Source organism: Christensenella sp. KGMB01412 (genome assembly GCF_055522415.1).
This window is the reverse complement of record NZ_JBVFVW010000001.1, coordinates 515051-537171: the sequence shown is the minus strand read 5'-3', so window position 1 is coordinate 537171 and position 22121 is coordinate 515051. Positions and strand designations below refer to the sequence as shown.

At 45.3% G+C, this 22121-nt stretch carries 15 protein-coding genes and 1 tRNA gene; 12 read left to right on the top strand and 4 right to left on the bottom strand.

What is annotated here, in order from left to right; genetic code table 11:
* Position 1 precedes the first annotated feature (1 nt).
* From glgD to ACS5WU_RS02510, 8 genes are all read left to right on the top strand, one after another.
* On the top strand, positions 2-1129 hold the full coding sequence (gene glgD, locus ACS5WU_RS02545; RefSeq protein WP_046442177.1) for a glucose-1-phosphate adenylyltransferase subunit GlgD: 1128 nt from the start codon (positions 2-4) through the stop codon (positions 1127-1129).
* Positions 1126-2565 carry a glycogen synthase GlgA gene (glgA, locus tag ACS5WU_RS02540; protein WP_302762112.1) on the top strand — a complete coding sequence of 480 codons (1440 nt, stop codon included), beginning with the start codon at positions 1126-1128 and terminating at the stop codon, positions 2563-2565. The genes glgD and glgA overlap by 4 nt, the downstream gene beginning before the upstream one ends.
* Before the next feature lie 83 nt (positions 2566-2648).
* A complete protein-coding gene (locus ACS5WU_RS02535; RefSeq protein WP_131924889.1) occupies positions 2649-2993 on the top strand; it encodes a hypothetical protein in 345 nt (114 codons plus the stop codon).
* Between the two features lie 177 nt (positions 2994-3170).
* Positions 3171-5621 carry a glycogen/starch/alpha-glucan phosphorylase gene (locus tag ACS5WU_RS02530; RefSeq protein ID WP_059109272.1) on the top strand — a complete coding sequence of 817 codons (2451 nt, stop codon included), beginning with the start codon at positions 3171-3173 and terminating at the stop codon, positions 5619-5621.
* Positions 5622-5640: 19 nt separating this feature from the next.
* Entirely contained in the window at positions 5641-7650 is a 2010-nt protein-coding gene (locus tag ACS5WU_RS02525; RefSeq protein WP_302762180.1) for a glycoside hydrolase family 13 protein, read from the top strand.
* The gene (locus ACS5WU_RS02520) at positions 7647-8300 is read left to right on the top strand and encodes an HAD hydrolase-like protein (RefSeq protein WP_052740127.1); all 654 of its coding nucleotides are present in this window, start codon (positions 7647-7649) and stop codon (positions 8298-8300) included. The genes ACS5WU_RS02525 and ACS5WU_RS02520 overlap by 4 nt, the downstream gene beginning before the upstream one ends.
* A gap of 158 nt (positions 8301-8458) precedes the next feature.
* Positions 8459-8905: a LytTR family DNA-binding domain-containing protein gene (locus tag ACS5WU_RS02515; RefSeq protein WP_160295562.1), complete on the top strand. Its 447-nt coding sequence runs from the start codon at positions 8459-8461 to the stop codon at positions 8903-8905.
* 4 nt (positions 8906-8909) lie between these two features.
* Positions 8910-9338: a DUF3021 domain-containing protein gene (locus tag ACS5WU_RS02510; protein ID WP_046442170.1), complete on the top strand. Its 429-nt coding sequence runs from the start codon at positions 8910-8912 to the stop codon at positions 9336-9338.
* A 73-nt stretch (positions 9339-9411) separates the two neighbouring features.
* On the opposite strand, the gene ACS5WU_RS02505 is transcribed toward ACS5WU_RS02510, so the two are convergent.
* Both ACS5WU_RS02505 and ppk1 read right to left on the bottom strand, forming a co-directional pair.
* Positions 9412-9834: a PPC domain-containing DNA-binding protein gene (locus ACS5WU_RS02505; RefSeq protein ID WP_465088912.1), complete on the bottom strand. Its 423-nt coding sequence runs from the start codon at positions 9832-9834 to the stop codon at positions 9412-9414.
* A gap of 24 nt (positions 9835-9858) precedes the next feature.
* Positions 9859-11997 (bottom strand): polyphosphate kinase 1, encoded by a 2139-nt coding sequence (gene ppk1, locus ACS5WU_RS02500; RefSeq protein ID WP_082103332.1) that lies wholly within the window; start codon positions 11995-11997, stop codon positions 9859-9861.
* Positions 11998-12331: 334 nt separating this feature from the next.
* Here ppk1 and ACS5WU_RS02495 point away from each other — a divergent pair, with 334 nt between their 5' ends.
* Complete coding sequence (locus ACS5WU_RS02495) at positions 12332-14968, top strand: valine--tRNA ligase (RefSeq protein ID WP_302760420.1); 2637 nt, start codon at positions 12332-12334, stop codon at positions 14966-14968.
* Complete coding sequence (locus tag ACS5WU_RS02490; protein ID WP_320606931.1) at positions 14968-16080, top strand: bifunctional folylpolyglutamate synthase/dihydrofolate synthase; 1113 nt, start codon at positions 14968-14970, stop codon at positions 16078-16080. Before ACS5WU_RS02495 ends, ACS5WU_RS02490 begins: the two co-directional genes overlap by 1 nt.
* Here ACS5WU_RS02490 and ACS5WU_RS02485 read toward each other — a convergent pair.
* Complete coding sequence (locus tag ACS5WU_RS02485) at positions 16063-16590, bottom strand: DUF4364 family protein (RefSeq protein WP_131924886.1); 528 nt, start codon at positions 16588-16590, stop codon at positions 16063-16065. The two genes, ACS5WU_RS02490 and ACS5WU_RS02485, sit on opposite strands and share 18 nt — an antisense overlap.
* 140 nt (positions 16591-16730) lie before the next feature.
* On the opposite strand from ACS5WU_RS02485, the gene ACS5WU_RS02480 reads away from it, so the two are divergent.
* Both ACS5WU_RS02480 and ACS5WU_RS02475 read left to right on the top strand, forming a co-directional pair.
* Positions 16731-16807: transfer RNA gene (locus ACS5WU_RS02480), tRNA-Val, on the top strand.
* 201 nt (positions 16808-17008) lie between these two features.
* Entirely contained in the window at positions 17009-19126 is a 2118-nt protein-coding gene (locus tag ACS5WU_RS02475; protein WP_302760422.1) for a sensor domain-containing phosphodiesterase, read from the top strand.
* A gap of 25 nt (positions 19127-19151) precedes the next feature.
* Here the strand turns inward: ACS5WU_RS02475 and ACS5WU_RS02470 are convergent, their stop codons facing one another.
* Entirely contained in the window at positions 19152-22112 is a 2961-nt protein-coding gene (locus tag ACS5WU_RS02470) for an EAL domain-containing protein (RefSeq protein ID WP_302760423.1), read from the bottom strand.
* Between the last annotated feature and the right edge of the window lie 9 nt (positions 22113-22121).

Genomic DNA, 22121 nt, shown 5'->3' with positions numbered 1-22121 from the left:
CATGTTAAGGGATACGTTTGGTTTGATCTATGCAGGCGAACAGAATATAAACCTGAGGGAGCTCGTTTATTTAAGGACTGTAGGCGCTCTTCCGGTGGGCGGCAGGTACCGCGCAATCGATTTCATTCTTTCCAATATGGTTAATTCCGGGATACGGAATGTTGGAGTAATTGCACAGCGCTCGTACCATTCCCTGATGGACCATCTTGGTTCAGGGAAGGAATGGGATCTTTCCAGGAAAGAGGACGGATTGTTTATCCTTCCTCCGTTTTCAAGCGCGGACAACATGGGGACGTACCGTGGACTCATCGATGCGATCAAAGGAGTAATGGGATATATTACCCGCTCCAAGCAAAAGTATGTCATCTTGTCGGGCTCCTACACAATTTATAACCGCGTTTTTGACGACATGATCCAATACCATATCGATACAGGCGCAGATATCACGATGCTTTACAACCAGGAGGAAGCTGAATTTTTCCAGGGAGAGCGTTTTAAAGACGTACGTATTCATGTCAATGACGCCGGAAGGGTAATCGATCTTGAAATCAATGCGTCTACGAGTGATTCTTCAAAGGTTGGAATGGATACCTATGTTATGAGGAAAGACCTTCTGGAATATCTTGTTGAGGATTGCATGTCGCGCGGCAAGTACAATTTTGTCAGCGATTTACTCATGAACAACCTGGAACGCATTAAAATCATGGGTTACGAGCACAAAGGATATGTCGGCAGGCTGCATTCGGTCGCCTCGTACTACAAGCTGAATATGGATTTCCTCAATACAGATATACAGAAGAATCTTTTTTACAACGGAAATCAGGTTTACACCAAAATAAAAGACGAGGTTCCGGCAAAATATCTAAAGACAGCCAGCGTGAAAAATTCCCTGATCGCAAATGGCTGCATCATCGAAGGCGAAGTGGAAAACAGCATTTTATTCCGTGGAGTTTATGTAGGGAAGGGAACGAAGATCAAAAACAGTATTATTATGCAGAACAGTGAAATATACAACAATTCTGATCTGGAATACGTGATCCTCGATAAATCGGTCAATATCCGTCAGGGACGCAGGCTGATCGGGGATGAGGGATTCCCTGTAATCATTCGTAAGGGGGCAATCGTATGAAAAAGCACAGGGTTTTGATTGTCGGTGCAGAGGCCGCTCCCTTCGCAAAGACGGGCGGGCTTGCAGACGTTATTGGCGCCTTGTCCAAGACGCTCGTAGCGCAAGGCGTTGACGCGCGCGTTATGATGCCGGGGCATAGTGTGATCAAGGAGAAATATGCGGACCGTTTGCGGGTACTTGCGACGATGAACATCCAGATGGGCTGGCGTACGCTGTATCTGGGCATCGAGACGATGGACCTTGACGGCGTAACCTACTATTTCATCGACAACGAGTATTACTTTGGTTATTGTATCTACAAAGGCGGTCAGGACGAAATCGAACAATACGCATATTTTTGCCGTGCGGTTCTGGAGGCAATTCCGTTTCTTGATTTTGAACCGGAGATTATTCACGTCAACGACTGGCATACGGCGATGATTCCGTTCCTCCTGAAAACACAGTATCAGGACAGGCCGCAGGGAAAGGCTAAAACAGTTCTCACAATTCACAATCTCCAGTATCAGGGACAGACTTCTTTTGATTTTGCAAAAGACGTCCTGAGCGTAGATGAGCGTTATTTTACTTCGGAGTATATTGAGGCCTATGGCAGCGCGAATATGATGAAAGCCGGACTTGTGTTTGCGGACAAGATTACAACGGTAAGCCCAACCTATGCGCGTGAAATTTTGGATCCATATTATGGCCGCGGCATGGAAGGAATTTTGAATGCGCGTAAAGACGATCTTTATGGGATTGTGAATGGAATCGATACGGTTGAATTTGATCCGGAGACAGACAAAAACCTGAAATGCAACTATACGCCGGACGATCTTGCGGGAAAATATGTAGATAAGACGGAACTGTTTGGGGAGCTCGATATTTCTATCGCGCCAAGCGCGCCGCTGATTGGAATGGTCACGCGTATGACCGAGCAAAAGGGACTTGACCTTGTTCGCGCCGTACTGGAAGAACTGCTATATGAAAACGTGGCCTTTGTGCTGTTGGGGAGCGGAGACGAGCAATATGAGAGTTTCTTCAAATATATCGCCGGCAGGTATCCGCAAAAGACAGCGGTTTGCCTTGGATACAGCGATCCGCTTGCGCACCGGATTTATGCGGGATGTGATTTTTTCCTGATGCCTTCTATGTTTGAACCGTGCGGTATTTCGCAGATGATTTCGCAGCGGTATGGAACGCTGCCGATTGTGCGGGAAACAGGCGGGCTTGTCGATACGGTGAAGCCGTATAATATCTATACGCAGGAGGGGGACGGATTTTCGTTTACAAATTATAATGCGCACGATATGCTTAATGTGATCCGTTTTGCTCTGAACGTTTATCAGGACAAGGCGGCTCTTGCAAGCCTGATCCAGACTGCAATGGCGATTGACAACAGCTTTGATAAATCAGCGAAGGAATATAGAAAAATATACGATATGCTGGTTGCAAAATGAACCGGCAGCATTGACGAATGATAAAATAAAGGATAAAATAGCAATCACTTATTACTGAAATGAAAGGCGCGATCAATTTAACTATGCAGAAAAAGTCTAAGTTATTGAAAAAGGCTGCTTCCATTGATGAGCTTCCGATTGAAGAAAATCCGTTTTTTCTGGATGCCGCGGAGGACGACGGGCAGGAGGACGAAGAGCCGATACAGGAAATTGCACAGGAGCTTGACGGACAACTGGAATCTGAGGATACGGTTGAGCCGGTGCATATAGACGACTTCGTAATTCCGATGGCGCACGGGCAGGAAGCACGCGAACAGCCCGGAGAAGCATCTGAATACTGCGGAAGCCTGCTTGAAGAAGCAGAGCCTCCCGCTGAAGAAGAAATTTTCGCCGTTCTGGAAAACCAGATCGATGATGAAAAGGAATAATATGATGAAGCGGAAAACGGTACGTTCGATATGAAAAAGTGACAAAAACTGTTATACATTGTATTGCTGTAACAGTTTTTTTCATATGGGCGGGCAAGTGTAAAATTATTATGAACCCGCGTGCATGGCAGGCGGATATGCTATAATAAGAATAATTGATTTCATAAGGAGGTATTTATGGGATACGATCTTTCGAAAGAAGAAATAAAGGAAAAAATCCTGGGGAAGCTTAAGCGTAATTTTGGTAAAACGCTGGAAGAAGCAACACAGGATCAGATATATAAATCCTGCGCGCTCAGTATTCGCGATGTAATCGTGGAGAAATGGACGGACGCAAACAAACAAATGCTCAACCAGGGACTGAAACGGCTGTATTATTTGTCTGCTGAATTTCTGATGGGGCGGGCGCTTGTCAACAATATGATCAACCTGCATCTGTTAAAGGATTACCAGGAAGTACTCACAGACCTTGGGCTGAATCTTGAAAATATTGAGGAGCAGGAGCGCGACGCAGGACTTGGAAACGGTGGGCTCGGACGTTTGGCGGCCTGTTTTCTGGACTCTTTATCCACACTTGACTTCCCTGTAACGGGGTGCAGTATCCGATATGAATTCGGCCTTTTTAAACAACGTATTCTGGATGGGGAGCAGGTGGAAGTGGATGATAACTGGCTGGAAGCCGGAAACGTTTGGGAAATCGCGCGCCCGGAGGAACAGGTAGAGGTTAAATACGGCGGCGAGCTGGAGGAGGTCTGGACAGAGCGCGGGCTGAAAATCAATCACAAAAATTATTACAGCGTGCTTGCGATTCCTTATGACTATCCGGTAATGGGGTACATGAGCGAAATGCCCGCAACGCTGCGCCTTTGGAGCGCAAGAGCCAAAACAGAGCTTGATATGCACTATTTCAACCGCGGCGATTATTCCAAAGCAATGCAGGAGCGGGAGCTTGCAGAGGTTATTTCCAAGGTTTTATATCCGGAGGATAACCACGAGCAGGGCAGGCAACTGCGCTTAAAGCAGTTCTACTTCTTTACCTCCGCGACAATGCAGCATATCGTTCGTAAGCATAAGGCGAATTATGGAGACCTGCATACGCTGCCAAACTATTTTACAGTGCAGATCAATGACACGCATCCGACGCTTGCGATTCCTGAGCTGATGCGTATCCTGATGGATGAAGAAGGAATGGGCTGGGATGAAGCTTTTGATATTTGCAGCCGCATATTTAATTACACAAACCATACGATCATGGCGGAGGCGCTTGAGCGTTGGGAAGAGGATATGTTTAAGGCGCTTCTTCCGCGAATCTATGAGATCATTAAAGTAATCAACGATAAATTCTGTGACAGCCTGTGGAAAATCTATCCCGGTGAATGGGACAAAATCAGCAAAATGGCGATTATTTCCTATCATGAAATCAGGATGGCTAATTTGTGTATTGCAGTCTGCAATAAAGTAAACGGCGTTTCAAAGCTCCATGGAGAAATTATCAAGTCGCGTACCTTCCGGGATTTCTATATCGTATTTCCGGATAAGTTTTTGGGGATTACAAACGGGATTACTCCCAGAAGGTGGCTTGCCAAAGCAAATCAACCGCTTACAAAGCTGCTTTGCGATCATATTGGCGACGGTTTTCTCAAAGACTATAAAGAGATGGATCGGATTGAGGATTTGCTCGATAATCAAAAATTCCTTGATGATTTTATGGAGGTCAAGCACCAGAATAAAATTCACCTGCGCGATCATCTGAAAAAGACACAGGGAATCGAGATCAATGAAAATACGATTTTTGACGTACATGCGAAACGTTTGCATGAATATAAGCGGCAGCTTTTGAAAGTACTGCACATCCTGCATTTGTATAACCTGAAAAAGGAAAATCCGCAGGTGCATATCGAGCCGTGCACATTTTTATTTGCCGCAAAAGCATCGCCGGGTTATGTGCGCGCCAAAAATATCATCCGCCTGATTTTGGCGGTTGCGGATCTTGTAAACAACGATCCTGACACCAAAGATATCCTGAGAGTTGTATTCATTGAGAATTACAGCGTATCAGAGGCGGAGATTTTGATACCGGCGACAGATATCAGCGAGCAGATTTCCACAGCGGGGCTTGAAGCGTCAGGTACCGGAAATATGAAGTTCATGATGAACGGTGCGGTAACGCTTGGAACGATGGACGGGGCCAACGTCGAGATTTACGAAGCTGTGGGCGACGACAACATTTTTATTTTCGGCGCCACAGAACAGGAAATCAGCCGTATGGAACGTTTTGGAACCTACAAGCCGGGTTTATATTATGAGCAGAATACAGACCTGCGTCTTGCGCTCAACAGGCTTATCGACGGATCGCTGCACGTTGCGAACGACAGGCAGTTTTCTGATCTGTACCATTCGCTTTTGTTTGGTGAGATGCAGCGTGCGGACCAGTATTACCTGTTGTACGATTTTGCTTCCTATGCGCAGGCGTACGAGCAGATCGTAAGCGCATATGTAGACAAAGAACGCTGGAAGCGGATGGCAGCTATGAATACTGCAAAATCCGGGCGTTTTTCTTCGGACCGTACGATCAATGAGTATAATGAGCTCATTTGGCATTTGAGGAAAATGAGCGAACGAAAATAAAATGGTTTAGGGTGGAACAATGCAAACGATTGATTTTTCAAAACAAATCATGCACGACTCGGCAAAGGAGCAATACCGTGCGCCTTCCGGAGCGGTTCCGGCAGGCACAAAGGTTGTGCTGCGTCTTGCGCTGCGCGATGTTTTTTTCAAAAAAATATATCTGGTCGCCGTTGCCGGCGGCGTTGAAGAAAATATTGAGATGTATGAGGAAAATGGCTTTTGGTGTGCGGAATATACCACGCCAATGGAGCCGCAGGTTATTTGGTACTGGTTTTGTATCAGTCTTGATGAAAAAACAAATATTTACTATGGCGCTCGCATAGGGAGTACGAGCGGCGCGGGGGACGTATACTGGAATCCGCCGTCTCCTTTTCAGTTGACGGTCTATGATGAAGCATTCACAACACCAACGTGGATGAAAGAAGCCGTTATGTATCAAATTTTTCCGGATCGGTTTGCGAGAAGCGACGATGCAACCTTTGACAAGGGAGCCGCGTATCACCGTGAGCTGGGCAGGGAAGTATATGTCCACAAGAAGTGGGACGAGCCGGTAGTCTATGAGGCGCTCGAGGGAAGGGAATTTTATGAGCCGTGCGATTACTACGGCGGAACGCTTCTTGGCATTGTAGATTCCCTTGATTACTTAAGGGATATGGGAGTTACTGTTTTATACCTGAATCCCATTGTTGAAGCGGATTCCAATCATCGTTACAATACAGGCGATTATTTGAAAGTTGATCCCATGCTTGGAACGAACGAAGATTTTGAGCTGCTTGCAAAGGAAGCTGGATACCGCGGTATCAGGTTAATGCTTGACGGCGTTTATTCTCATACGGGCGACGACAGCGTGTATTTTAATAAATATGGCAGGTATGATTCCGTTGGCGCGTATCAAAGTAAGGAATCTCCTTACTATAACTGGTACCAGTTTGCAAATTATCCTGACGAATATAAAAGCTGGTGGGGCTTTCAAACGCTCCCGGAGGTAAATGAAACGGAAGCAGACTGGATCGACTTTGTGATTGAAGGCGAAAAAAGTGTGCTTGCGACATGGATCCTTCGAGGGGCCAACGGCTTTCGGCTCGATGTTGCGGATGAGCTGCCAGATGAAACGATCGAACAAATGCGCAGGAAGCTGAAGCATCTATCCCAGGACAACGCCTTGCTGGGGGAGGTATGGGAGGATGCGACCACAAAGCAAAGCTATGGAAAAAACAGGACCTACGCGCTTGGACGCGGACTTGACAGTGTGATGAACTATCCGTTTGCGCAGGCGGTTACTGATTTTTTGACGGGAAAGTCGAATGCGGAAGCATTGAAACGGTTTTTCGTCGGACAAAACCAGAATTATCCAAAGGATATGTATTATTCGTTGATGAATCTGCTTTCCAGTCATGATGTTGCACGCATCAGGACTGTGCTTGGAACGAAAATAGACGCGCACTCTCTTTCGCGTGAGCAGCAGGCGCATTTTGTTGTTTCGGAAGAACAGGATAAAGCGGGCGCACAGCTGCAAAGGCTCGCGGTGGGAATACAGTTTAGTATTCCTGGAATGCCCTGTATTTATTATGGGGATGAAACCGGCATGCACGGCTTGCTTGATCCGTTTAACCGCGCGCCGTTTGTGAAAAACGATGAACAGATGCAGGAATATTATCGAAAGCTTTCGCGGCTGAGGCGGGAAAGCGACGCGCTTAAAACGGGTAATTGCGTATTCTATGCACAGGGAGAGGATATGCTTGGAATTCTGCGTTTTTGTATTGACGGAAAGGATGCGTTTGGAAACCTGAAAAAGGATGGAATGTACCTGACGCTTGTCAACCGCTCAGAACAAAAGCACCAGGCGGTGATCGATCTGTTTGCGGGGGAAGAGCTGATGCCCGCAAAGGCGGTCAATGCACTCAAAGAGCTTGAATTTGTACGCGCTTCCTGTATTTTAACCGGGGAGGATTATTCCGTCGCGGAAGGGCTTGTTCAGGCAGAGCTGCCGCCCAAAAGCATAAAAATCTTGGAGATAGAGTGGATATGAAGTATAAGACAGTATTATTTGATTTTGATGGAACGCTCATGGATACCAGTATTGGAATCCTGCAATGTGCTACAAAGACACTGACAGACCTGGGTGTGGCGATACCGCCAGAAAATATATTTCGTAAATTTATTGGTCCGCCGTTGAAATTGTCTTTTGTTGATGTGTGCGGAATGTCGGACGAGGATGCCGAAAGGGCGGTGACGCTGTACCGGCAGAAATATGCCGAAGGGGGAATGTTTGAAGCGAAGGTCTATCCGGGAATGGTCGATTTGCTGAAAAAACTGGATAATGCCGGAGTGAAATGCGCGGTAGCTTCTGTTAAGATGGAGAAAATTGTACGCACGACAATGCTCAATTTTGAACTCACTGATTATTTTGACGCGATTTGCGGAGCGTCTGAGGATATGAACATCAAGAGTAAGGAAGCGATTGTGAAGGAGGCGCTTAAACGCACCAATTCTTTACCGGAGGAAAGCATCCTGATCGGAGACAGCGATTATGACGCAAATGGGGCAAAGCTTGCCGGTATGGATTTTTGTGCGGTTTTATGGGGATTTGGCTTTAATAAGATGGAGGACGTCGCAAACTATACTTGCCGGTATATAGCGGAAGATGTTCCTGCGCTTGAACGTTTTTTGCTTAAGTAACCGCGGGTAAAAAGCAACATGGAATGCGCGTTACGCAACTTACCCAAATTGCGTTGACGTGCATTTTTTATACCTTTATACTTAAATCAGGAAAAAGAAATCTTGAAATCTTGCGGTCTGCGCTGCATACAGGCAAAAGATTGGCGGGAAGGGAATGTATGATGAAGGTTACCTTGGATATCGATCCGAAATATGAGCAGGATGAAATCATCATCCGTTGTGCGGAAATGTCGGACGAGCTTTTAAAACTCGTGGCGCTTGCCGGCACGTCTCAGAAAAAGGTGATGGGAAATCTGGAGAAACAAACCTTTGTTTTGGAGCCGGAGGAAATCTATTATTTTGAAAGCGTGGACGATAGAGTGTATATCTACACCAAAACAGAGGTGTATGATTGTCCGTTGAAGCTGTATGAAATTGAGGAGAAATTCGGCAACGGCAGTTTTTTGCGCGTCAATAAATCTACGATCATCAATCTTTCTAAAGTGAGAGTATTGAATCCGATCCTGAACGGAAAGATAGAAGTGGAACTTGAAAATGGAGAAAAGCAAATCATATCGCGGCAATATGCGCCGGCGCTAAAAGAAAAATTAGGGATTCGGAGGTAATAAAATGAAGGCGAAGCAACTGGCCGCAATGGCTTTTACAGTATTTGCAATAGCATTTCTGATTGCACTTTTTATTTCAAGCTGCATCGTGGTTATAATCGGTAGCGATGCGCTGCCGCTTGTCGAACTTAGAAACGATCTGATTTTCGCGGTGTTCATTGCCTGCGTGCAGCTTATATGGGCGGAATCCGACAAAAACAATAAAACGTATATCATTCGTACGATTGTGCACTTTATCATTTTGATTACGGGTTGCACACTGCTGATGTTATGGTTTGGATGGCTTCCTCCGGGCAACTATATTTTTACTTACTATATAGGTTTCATTGCAGCCTATATTGTAATCTGGCTTATATTCTGGAGAATCAATAAAAGGAAATGGTCGGAAATGAACAGGAAACTAAAGGAATATCAAAAAGACAAATTAAATTAGCCGAAGCGGTACGCAAAAATTGCATATCAAAAAAGAGACCTTTTAAGGTCTCTTTTTTGTTGATTGCTTTTCTTTAGAACTGCATTAGGTTCAGACCGATCTCATCACTGTATTTTCTATCGATTACACCATCAAGTACGGTAATAAAAATCTCGCCTGTTGCGCTGATTTCCGCTTCATTCAAATGGCCCGCATAAACGTTGCCTTTTTCATCGCCAAATACAGCATGAATATGCAGGTAAACTTCACCATTCATTTGCGAAACGTTTCCGGTAAGCGAGGCCAGCTCCAGATTACCCTCATAATCATGAGGAATATATTCCTTACCGGGAAGATTGTACACACCGAGGGTAGCAGTGCGGCAAGCGCCAAGCCCTGAAATAGTGCCGGCCTTTACAGCCGTTACTCTCGTGCAAATGTCCTTGATACATTCCATAATTTTGTCGCCCTTTTCAAGCCGGAGGGCAATCGTTTCTCCAAATACTCTGTGTTTCATAGTGATAATGTTATCCTTTCAAATTTATTGTCTGTTATTGAGCCAGTCGGGTAATGGCGTTCCGGCCTGCCTGTAGGCTTCCCTGAACAGCTCGATCTGGCTGTCGATGCGCGGCGCCCCGGGAACAACAGGCAGTTTTTTGTATACGCCTTTGCCTACCTGGTGCCGTGCCTTTACGTTGTCACGAAGTTGTAATTCCATCAATGCACGAATTTCCTGTTTGAGGTCATCGTCCATGATTGGGGCGGCGACCTCCACACGGCGTTCCGTGTTTCGGGACATGAAGTCGGCCGAGGAAATATAGACCTTTTGCCGATCCGGCGTGCCAAAGATATAAACGCGTGAATGCTCCAGATAACGGCCAACAATACTGGAAATCTTAATATTGCGCGTCCTTCCCGTTTCTTCTACATTCAGGCAGCAAATGCCGCGGATCAGCATGCGGATTTTTACTCCTGCATCCGATGCCTCAATCAGCTTATGTATAATATCGATATCGTTGAGGGAATTGAGCTTAAAAATAAGCTCGGCGGGCGCGCCTGCCCTGGCGAGTAACATTTCCCTGTCTATGCCGCGTAAAACAGCAGGTTTCAAAGTCAGCGGTGAAACCATCAGGATATCGGAATTTTCCACCAGGCTCCCCATACAGAGATTTTTGAAAACATCCTGCGCGTTGATCGCAATATCCTCGTTTGCTGTTATGAGCGAAAGGTCTGTATATAGCTTTGATGTGTTTTCATTGTAGTTTCCGGTGCCAATCTGCGTGATGAACTGGACATCGGAATCATCTTTTTTCATGGTAATCAACAGCAGCTTGGAATGGACCTTATAATCCTCGATCCCATAGATCAGGGATGCGCCTGCGTCCTGCAGACGCTTGGACCAATCGATGTTGTTTTCTTCGTCAAACCGTGCGCGAAGCTCTACAACCGTGATGACCTCCTTGCCGTTTTCCGCAGCGCGGATCAGCGCGTCAATCACTTTGGAATTGCGCGCAACACGGTATAAAGTAATTTTAATGGAAATAACGTCCGGGCGATCGGCTGCCTCCTCGAGGAGACGCACAAAGGTACGCATATCCTGATAAGGGTATGAGAGCAGCAGATCCTTTTTTTGTATTTGAGGTATGATAGGCGCAGAAGCGTCTATTTTTCCAGTTGGTTGCGGCTTTAGCGGCGGATAGAACAAAGGACTGAATTTTTCATCCGTCAATGCGTCGCGCAAATCGGACACGAAGGAAAGCACGGTCGGCATTTCATTGAAAAAAACTTCATCGCTTGTCAGGTTCAGGTGCTTCATTAAGCGTTTTGTGATATCGTCGCTCTGATTACGCGTAATGTCAAGACGTACAGGTTCAAGCTTTTTACGCTTTTTAACGATGATCTCCATGATATCGCGATAGGACATATCATAGTCAAAGAAAGCCTCATCCGCATCAATATCCGCATTGCGCGTGATAGAGAAAATACTGCGCGCCTCTACCTTATGCTTGGGGAAAACCCGTGCGGCGAAATGATAGATCAGGTCTTCAATCAGCGTGAATTTGATGTATTTACTGGGCAGCAAAAGCAGGCGTTCAAAATAACCGCTTGCAGGAATAATGCCAAGCTGTGTATTTCCGTTTTTGGATTTCAGGAGCACAGCGATATATACCGTGTTGTTTTGTAAAAATGGGAACGGGTGGTGTTTATCGAGGATATGTGGAGAAAGCAAGGGAAGAACATTGCGCTCAAAATAACGCTGCATAAAGCGTTCTTCATATTTTGTCAAATGCTTGCCCGGTTTATAAAAAATCCCATAATCTTCCAACTCGTTTAAAATTTCAAGCAGCGCGCGGTTTTTGCGCGGCGTAAGCCTGCGGATTTCTTTGTTGATCGCGCGCAGCTGTTCCGTGGTGGTCATGCCGGACCGCGGATCGATCTCATCCTTCTTGAGAAGGAGCCTGTCGTGAAGGCTGCCAACGCGCACCATCAAAAATTCAGAGAGATTGCTGTGATAAATCGACACAAAATTAAGCCGCTCGAATAGAGGAGTGGAAGGATCTTCAGCTTCCTCCAATACGCGCTCGTTAAATTTCAACCAGCTTAAATCCCTGTTAATCAGATGTTTGTACTTATTTTCACCCATAGATACCTCAACACGTTTACGATAGTTTATATTCATTATAATACGAAATCGATTAGAAAAACATAGAATGCACGAAAATTTTACATTGCGTGGCGATCATCTTGATAATAAGGCGTATTGAGGATATAATATTACAATGAGACAATAATGAAATGGAGAGACCATGAGCTTTTTTGCCAATATTACGACGGTACAGGTTATAGGACTCATTTTGCTTGCGGCAGCCGCTGTTTTCAGCTTTTCTTCAAAAGCGGTTGCCGTGCATTTTCAGTATAAACATGCTGACCTTGTTTGTAAATTCATTGGCTTTGGAGTAGCAATAGCGGGGTTTCTTGTGTTTTTTATTTGATAATTTTCTGGAGGAAGAACGATGCAAAAAGAGCTGAGCACCACCTACGATCCAAAACAAACCGAGGAGAAGCTTTATCAAAAGTGGATTGATAAAGGCTATTTTCATGCGGAGGTCGATAAAAAGAAAAAACCGTTTACAATCGTAATTCCGCCGCCAAATATTACCGGACAGCTGCATATGGGACACGCCCTTGACAATATGCTTCAGGATGCAATCATCCGTACCAAGAGGATGCAGGGGTATTCCGCGCTTTGGATGCCGGGAACCGATCACGCCAGTATCGCTACAGAAGTCAAAATTGTAGATGCCCTGCGCGAAGAGGGGACGTCCAAGGAAGAACTGGGACGGGAAAAGTTTTTGGAGCGTGCGTGGGAATGGAAGGCAAAATATGGCGGGAGGATCGTAGAGCAGCTTAAAAAGCTCGGATCGTCGCTTGACTGGGACCGGGAACGTTTTACGATGGATGAAGGATGTAACCGGGCGGTTCGGGAGGTGTTCGTACGCCTTTATGAAAAGGGCCTGATTTATCAGGGAAACCGTATCATCAACTGGTGTCCGGATTGCATGACTGCGCTTTCGGATGCGGAAGTGGAATACGAGGAGCAGGCCTCACACCTCTGGCATATGCGTTACCGCGCCGAGGATGGCGGAGAAGGAATCGTAGTGGCTACGACGCGCCCGGAAACGATGCTTGGCGATACGGCAGTGGCTGTAAATCCAAAGGACAGCAGATATAAAGACCTTGTAGGCAAAAATGTTATATTGCCGCTTCTTGACAAACCGATCCCGGTAATCGCGGATGAATATGTCGACATGGAATTCGGTACAGGAGCGGTAAAAATTACGCCTGCCCATGATCCGAACGACTATGAAGTAGGTGAGCGCCATAGTCTTCCGATGGTTCGCGTGATGAACGACGACGGTACGATGGCTGAAAACGCCGGCAAATACGCCGGGCTTGACAGGGACGAAGCGCGCAGGCAGATCGTAGCGGATTTACAGGCTTGCGGCGCAATGGTCAAAATAGAAGACTATACGCATAATGTAGGGCATTGCTACCGTTGCCATACGGTAATTGAGCCGATCATTTCCAGGCAGTGGTTTGTTAAAATGAAGGAGCTTGCGCAGCCGGCAATCGAAGCAGTGGAAAGCGGGAAGGTAAAATTTGTACCTGAGCGCTTTTCAAAAATCTATTTCAACTGGCTGTATAACATCAGGGACTGGTGTATTTCCCGCCAGCTTTGGTGGGGGCACCGGATTCCCGCATATACCTGCAAAAACTGCGGAAAGTTAATCGTCGCGCTGGACGAGCCTTCCAAATGCCCGGATTGCGGTAATGAGGAGTTTGTACAGGATGAGGATGTGCTCGATACCTGGTTCTCATCAGGCCTGTGGCCTTTTTCGACGTTGGGATGGCCGGATAAAACGCCCGAGCTAAGCTATTTTTATCCTACGGATGTTTTGGTAACAGGGTACGATATCATTTTCTTCTGGGTGGCCAGGATGATCATCTTTGGCATTGAGATTATGGGAGATGTGCCGTTCCATACGGTAGATATTCACGGTATTGTGCGGGACAGCGAGGGCCGCAAGATGTCCAAGTCTTTAAATAACGGCATCGATCCCCTTGAGGTAATCGATAAGTACGGTGCGGACGCGCTGCGTTTTTCACTTGCGGTGGGCAATAGCCCCGGAAACGATATGCGTTTCTATTGGGAGAAGGTGGAGGCTGCGCGTAATTTTGCCAACAAAATATGGAACGCCTCACGCTTTGTAATGATGAATATCAAAGGAGACGTAAAACCGATCGACGAAAGCAGGCTTGATATTGCAGACGAATGGATTTTGCTGAAGCTCAACGATGCGATCAGGGAATGTACCGAAAACATTGAGAAATACGATCTTGGACTTGCGGCGCAGAAAATCTACGACTTTACGTGGAGCGAGCTGTGCGACTGGTATATCGAGATGGCAAAACCGCGGTTATACGGAGAGGATGAAGCGGTCAGGGAAGCTACGATCAGCGTGCTTGTGTATGTGCTGAAAAATACGCTGAAGCTCCTGCATCCGTTTATGCCCTTTATAACGGAGGACATTTACACGAGCCTGCCGGATGCGGACGAAACCATTATGCTTGGTCCATGGCCGGAAATAAGGTATGAGAGCGGAAGCGCTCAGGCCGAGATGATGAACGGCGTGATGGACCTGATTCGTTCGATTCGTAATGTGCGCGCGGAAATGAATGTGCCGCCGAGCGTTAAGGTAAAGCTTACTGTGCTCACAAAGCACGAGGCTGCAATCGAAGCATGTGCGGAATACCTGAAAAAGCTTGCTTATGCAAGCGACGTTGAAGTGGTAGAGGACAAGGCGCAGATCCCGGAAAACAGCGTTTCCGCCGTGTGCGCTGTTGGAGAGGCGTTTATGCCGCTCGCGGAGCTGATTGACGTTGCAAAGGAAATTGAGCGGCTGAAAAAGGAAGAGGAAAAAAATAACAAGGAAATCGGCAGGGCCGAAGGAAAGCTGAATAATAAAGGCTTTACAGACAAAGCTCCCGCCAAGGTTGTCGAGGAAGAACGTGCAAAGCTGGAAACGTATCTTGAGATGCGTACGAAGCTTAAGGAGAGGATTTCCTTCCTGGAGGGACTGAAAGGCTAATGCAATACGTGCATCTGGCAGGGACAAACGCAAAGGGTTCGACGGCGCAATATATTGCGGACATTATTTCCGTAAACCACTCGTGCGGATTGTTTACCTCGCCACACATTATTTCCCCACGGGAGCGGATGAAGATCAATGGGGAAGAGATCGGTCAAACAGAATACGAGACCTATATGGAACGCGTAAGAGGTGATGGGAATATGCACCTCTTTTGCGTTTGGACGCATGCGGCTCTTGCGTGGTTCCGGGATAAGGGCACTCATTATGCCGTGATGGAAACCGGGCTTGGTGGAAGATGCGATCCCACCAATATTGTCCCTTCGAAAATGCAGGTCATTACGCCAATCAGTTACGATCACATGGCAATTTTGGGGAATACGCTTACTGCCATCGCGCGGGAGAAGTGCGGTATCATCAAGGACGATTCGATTGTAATTTCACATCCACAGGAGGAAGAAGCCCTGCGTGTGATTCGGCAGACCTGCAGGGCAAAAAATGCAAGGCTCGTTTTGTTGAATGAAAAAGAGATTAAAATCAGGCAAAGCGGGACAGCAGGGCAACGTTTTGATTTTTCCTATGAAGGAAAACATTACAGGGACCTGCACATCTATGCCGTATCTCCCATGCAGGTGGATAATGCCTGCGTCGCGCTCATTGCCGCAGCGGAGCTGGGAATGGGGGAGCAGGCTATCCGCGAGGGCCTTTCGCATACGGTGATTCCCGCGCGTGTACAGGTCAGCGGAAATGTCATTATTGACGGCGCGCATAATCCTGCCGCGCTTGCCGAGCTGAAGAAAACCGTTCAAAAGTATTATGGTAACACAGACATAACGGTACTGACTGCAATTATGCGTGATAAGGATGTATTTGGCGCTGTATCTGAAATTGAACAATTTGCAGACAGGGTAATTTGTACCTGTGCAAGTAAAAAGCGGGGAATGCCCGCAAAAGAGCTGGCGGATTATTTTGCGAATGCTGCGTCGATAGAAAATCCGGATTTTGCTTTTGAAGAAGGCCGTTGCGTTGCGGACAAAAAAAAAGGCATACTTGTCGTATGCGGCTCTTTTTATCTGGCTTCCTTTGCCCTGAGGTTACTCGCCGAGGCGTAAGATAACATCCTTATAGATCGGAATTGCGTTCCTGGGCCAGTGGTCGACGATGCTTTGCGCTTCCGTTTTTGAATATACGATGCTATTGATTTCAAATATCGTGCGGTCGTGCTCGAGAACCTTTAAAATCACACGAAATTCATTATCGGATAATTTGATGAATTCGCCAATTAACTGTGATTCCATTTCAAGTGTGGTTTTGTTTTTTTGTAAATATTCGTCAATCGTATCGCGAAACGACAAGCGAAGGTCGTTCTGCAAAACCTCCAGCATGTTTGCACCGTTTTCCGTTATACCATATACGATTGTCTGGGACGTAGGCTTGGAATAGATATGCCCGTTTTGTTCCAGTTCGAACATACATTCCTTGAGGTCAAAATAGCCCATGAAAGAAAGCTCGCTCATAATGCGTACCATTTGAAGCTCGGAAAGCTCCAGGTTACCATTTTTGAGCAAGTACAAAAGAAGCAGTTTATTATGCGCCATACTTTGTTTTGGTTTTACTTCCACGACAATTTACCTCTTTTATAATTATACCATATACACGTATTTTTAGAAAGAAACACTTGAATTTTAAACAGAAATCTGTATAATTGTAAAGGCAGTATAGTTATCATTGCAGGACGGCAAATGATAAGGTATATAAATATGGGACTGTAGCTCAGATGGTTAGAGTATCTCGTTGACATCGAGGGGGTCGCTGGTTCGAGTCCAGTCAGTCCCACCAACATAGGAAGGTCAAAGCCAAGGGGTGGTTTTGGCCTTTTTTAATAGCAAAAAATCCTTTCTTTATTATATTAATCATGAGATAAAAAATTTGTCTTGATATTATTTTAAGATTTGAATGATTGAAAAAAATATTACGCTGAGATATACTTATTAAGCTGACATTATTGATGTATGTGCAACTGCAGGAAACGGAGTAAATATGTTTGAATTAATGGATGATATATCAGAGCTCGTATATGTTGCCGATCCGGAAAATTTTGATTTATTATATATAAATAATACAGGCCGGGAAAATTTTGGCCTGAAGGAGGATTTTGCGGGAATTAAATGCTATCAGGCATTGCAGGGCAGGACGGAGCCGTGCCCGTTTTGCACCAATTCAAAACTGAGCGCGGGTGAAATTTATACATGGGAATTTACAAATCCTCTTACCAAAAATCATTATCTTTTAAAGGATCGGTTGATTGACTGGGATGGAAAAATGGTCAGACTGGAGGTTGCGTTTGATATTACGGAAAAAGAGAACGAAAAGCTTGAACTGACCAATGCTCTGGGTGCTGAAAAAATGATCATGGAATGTGTACGCTATCTCTATCGTGAAGACGAGCTGGATAAGGCAATTCCGCGGGCGCTTAAGACATTGGGAGAATACCTTGCGGCAGACCGTGCATATATTTTTGAGATCAAGGATAGCACGATGTATAATACGTATGAATGGTGTTCGGTCGGCATAGAGCCGCAGATTCAAAATTTGCAGGGTATCGATATTTTACTGATTGATCGCTGGAAGCCTTATTTTAACCGTCATGAATGCGTGATTATTGAAAATCTGGAAAAGATCAGGAATGAATCGCCGGGAGAGTATGAAGTGCTTAATATGCAGGGCATTAAGAGCCTTGTTGCGGCTCCTCTTGAAATCGGCGGCAAACTGAGCGGGTATATTGGCGTAGACAATCCTCCTGTCGACAAGATTAAAAATATATCGTCGCTGTTGCAGACGCTTCGTTATTTCCTGATGATGACTATCAGCAGAATCAACGATCAAAAAATGCTTGTAAAGCTCAGTTACTACGACACGCTGACGCAGCTTCATAACCGTAACCGGTACGTGAAGGATATTGATCGGCTTTCAAAGGGAGATCAGCCAGTGGGCGTAGTGTATCTCGATATCAATGGATTAAAAGATATCAACGATCAGTACGGGCATGAATTTGGTGATGGAATTTTAGCTGAATGCGCCCAAAAGGCGAGAACAATTTTTGGACGGGAGCATTGCTATCGGATTGGTGGCGATGAATTTGTAATCATCAGGGAAGGCCTTACGGAAGAACAGTTTAAAGCGCGGACCATGGAACTGAAGCATGAATTTGAACGCGATCCGCGTTGCAGGGCCGCAATAGGTTATCAATGGACGGCGGAACCTGAGGACATCCAGCAGATCATTTCAACTGCGGACGCGCAAATGTATGAAGATAAAAAGCGTTTTTATCATCAAAACAGGGCTTCTAAACGCTATCGTCATAAAAATGACGACATATTGGACTTGGCAACGCCAGACAAGCTCAAGGAGGAGCTGGATGGAAATAAGTTCCTAGTTTACCTCCAGCCAAAGGTATCCACCGCAGACAGGTCTGTGATCGGTGCGGAAGCCCTGGTACGGTATCGTGGAAAGAAAAATGTTACTTTACCACCGGGACAATTTTTACCGCTGCTCGAGGATACAAGGCTGATCAGCGGAGTTGATTATTTCGTCTGTGACTTCGTCTGCGGCAAGCTGAAGGAATGGATTGATCAGGGAAATGATCCGTATCCTGTGTCTGTTAATTTTTCCAGGTATACGCTTGCGGAGCCGGGGTTTATTGAACGCCTTCTTCGCACCACTGAAAAATATGACCTGCCTAAACGTTATCTTGGCATTGAGATTACAGAAACGGTGGAGCTTTTGGATGAAGTGGATACAAAGGAGCTCATCAAAAAATTGCGTCAAGCAGGATTTAACGTGTATATTGATGATTTTGGTACGCATTACGCAAACCTGTCGCTTCTTTCCGGAATTGATTTCGATGTCCTTAAAATTGATAAAAGTCTTGTAGACGATATTGCGAATAACATTAAGACGCGTTCGTTGGTTGGATCGCTTGCAGAATTATGTAAAAAGATGAAGATCAATACGATTGCAGAGGGAATAGAGACGGAAGAACAGTTTAAACTGATCAAAGAGCTTGGCGTAAACGAAGCCCAGGGGTTTCTGTTCAGCAAACCCATACCGCTCGAGGACTTTGAAAAGATGTATTTAAAACTGTTTCAGGATAAATAAAAAAGCGCCATTGGCGCTTTTTTATTTAGTTTGAATTCAAATCCCGTATTTCCTGCATGCGTATTGTCTGATCGATTGGTATATTTTCAGGCATACCGATATAATATCCCTGCAGATAGTCGATGCCATAGGATATCAGCGTTTTCATTTCTGCGTAGGTCTCCACGCCTTCGGCAATTATTTTGATGTTTTTCTGTTTCAAATAGGTGCTCAGGTTTTCAAAAAGCAGCTGTCTGTTTGGATCCGCGTCAATATCATGTATAATCGACATATCAATTTTAACATAATCCGGATTGATCAGAAGAAGTATCGAATCGCTGCTATAGCCTGTACCATAGTCATCAAGCGCAATCTGCGAATTCCATTTTTTGAATAGCTCCAGCTTTCTGGCGGTAAAGTTTTCATCGAGCCGTTCGGTTTCCATGATCTCAAAGACCACGTCGTCCAAAACCGAATGGAACTTTCGTTCGAATGCGCTGAGCGCATCTCCGCTCAGCATTTGGCTGGGAAGCGTGTTGATAAACAACTTGCGCTTATGGACCTTATCAGGAAAGTTTAAATATGATTTAAGCGCTTTGAACATCGTTAAATTCTCAATCTGGTACAAATGGGACTGTGCCTGCGCAATCCGTAAAACATCAGCAGGCGAGCGCAGGGTAGGAGACTGGGGCCGCATCAGGGCCTCGTATGCAAAAATCTCTCCCGTACGTGCGTCTACGATAGGCTGGAAGGCATATGTAACAAGCTCGTTTTCAATCAACCGGTTCAGTTCTTCTTTACTGTGCAGCAGGAAAGAATCACGGCTGTACAGGCTCTTATCAAATTCGGCAATCTTGCCCTTTTCCGTATTTTTGACGGTGTACATTGCAAAATCGGCGTATTTAATCAATTCAGAATAATCCGTAGCGTCTGAAGGGAACCATGAGATACCAGCGGATGCACGTATTTTGATGCTGCCGGAATCCGGAAGATATAACGTGGCGGTATCCATTTTATTTTTGATCGGTTCAATGATTTGCCTGATTTCGTCTTTGGAATGGCATCCGTAAATAAACACGTAAAATTCATCGCCGGACATTCTGGCAACAATCGTATTTTTATTGGATGTAAACTGTTTCAGGATGTTTGCAGCTTTCTTAATATATTCATCACCGTAATCGTGTCCGTAGGTATCGTTGATATATTTGAGGTTATCGAGATCCCACATCATAAAAGCTGCGGTTTTTAGCTGCTCAGGCTTTTTAAATAAATCGTGGATAAGGGATTGGAAAGCGCGTCTGTTCAGCAGGTTGGTCAGAAGGTCGTAATCGCGTTCATATTCCAGCTTGCGTTTTTCAAGCATTTCCTGCGTAATATCTGTCAGTACGCCCATGCTGCGTGTTGTTTCGTTGCCCACTAACTTCAATCGAAGCCATACGCTATTACCGTTTTGACCAATAAGCCGGTAAACAGATTCATTTTCCTGTACATGGGGCTCCTTGAAAGAAGAAAATGTTTTTATCAGTTTTTGAAATTCATCACCGCTCATATGCGTGCGTTCTTCGAGTCCAAACTGGGAAAAGAAACGACCTGTTATAATTACCTGATCTGTAACCGCATTATATTCGTAAGCGCCGATTGCTATATTGGCAGCCTGTATGATCTGCGACAATTTGGATGCAGATTCTTCAATGTCGTTACTGAGAATTTCGACCGCATCAGCAAGACGGTCAATTTCCGCAATGTGCGTTTTTGCAAATTTGAGCGGCAACTCCGCACTGCTGCTCTGCAGGGTGTGAGCCAGCGATACGATAGGTTTCGTCAGCCTGCGCCCTGCAATCATAGCCGCGACCATACCAAACAAAATGGAAATCAAAGAAGAAATAATTGCCATCATCGTCACCTGGTATGAAGAGTCCAGCAAATATTTACTTTCAATCGCACCTAAAAGAACCCACTGATCTCCTTCAAACAATGTGTTGGAATTATACAAATGAATGGGCTGCATGCTTGTGTAAACAGTATCCGTAATCTTGCTGTTTTTCTGGAGCTGGTAAATATTTTCGTAAGAGTTGTCCTCAGCTAGCGGGGTAGTATCGGAAGTTCCAACCATCAGTTTTGCCATAGGGCCGCTGGTTGTGAGATTTTGAATATCCAATGATCCATTTTCAGAAATGCCAAGCAAATAAAATCCATTTTTATTAATATCTATTTCGTTATAGGGGAGGAGAGTGGAAATATAATCGGTAGAAACTCCCGTTCCCAGAACCCCAATAATGGTTCCATCCGACAGGCGCAAAGGAATGGTATAGGTAATAATAGGGCGCGCGGTATCAGCAGATACATCAAAAGGAGGAGACCAGTAAGCTAAGTCGCTGCTTCCCACCTCAGGATAATCTTGCGCCGCATTAAAAGGATTATAGTAAAAAGCAGAAGTAGAATCGGCAGGATCCAATGTAAATTTGGAATCCCAAGTACTGTCCAAAGAAATATTCAGCTTCTTTGTAATCGAAGCGGGAGCATTTTCTATCAGCAGGTCTGAATTATCCGCAGAATTCGTCGTAGGATCCGAATCCCTCAGGTAAAGGCCATATTTTACATTGTCATCGCGGTTGCCGTTCATAATAAGGAAAGCATCCGTTACAGAATTATCACGAAGCAATGAAATAATTTGTTCGGAAACAGAATCCAAAATTTGAATAGAGGCTTTATCGTCGATATCCTGTGCTGAAATATTATTGTCCGCCAAAAAGCTTTCGATCTGGTTCACAATAATGTCTTCATGGGGCTCAAGCGCCGACCAGTGCTGTATCATTTCGTTTTCCAGATCGTTTTTGCGGCTGATCGTACGCTCAGTCAGGATATCAAAAGAGTTGTCGTTTAAGTGGCGAATTGTTCCGCTGAATAAAAGAATACAGGCAAATAGGACGGTCTGAATCACCATGATGATCAAAATCGGCCCCATAAACTTTTTAATGATCGATTGCTCTTTTATTTTCACGGACATTCGCCGATC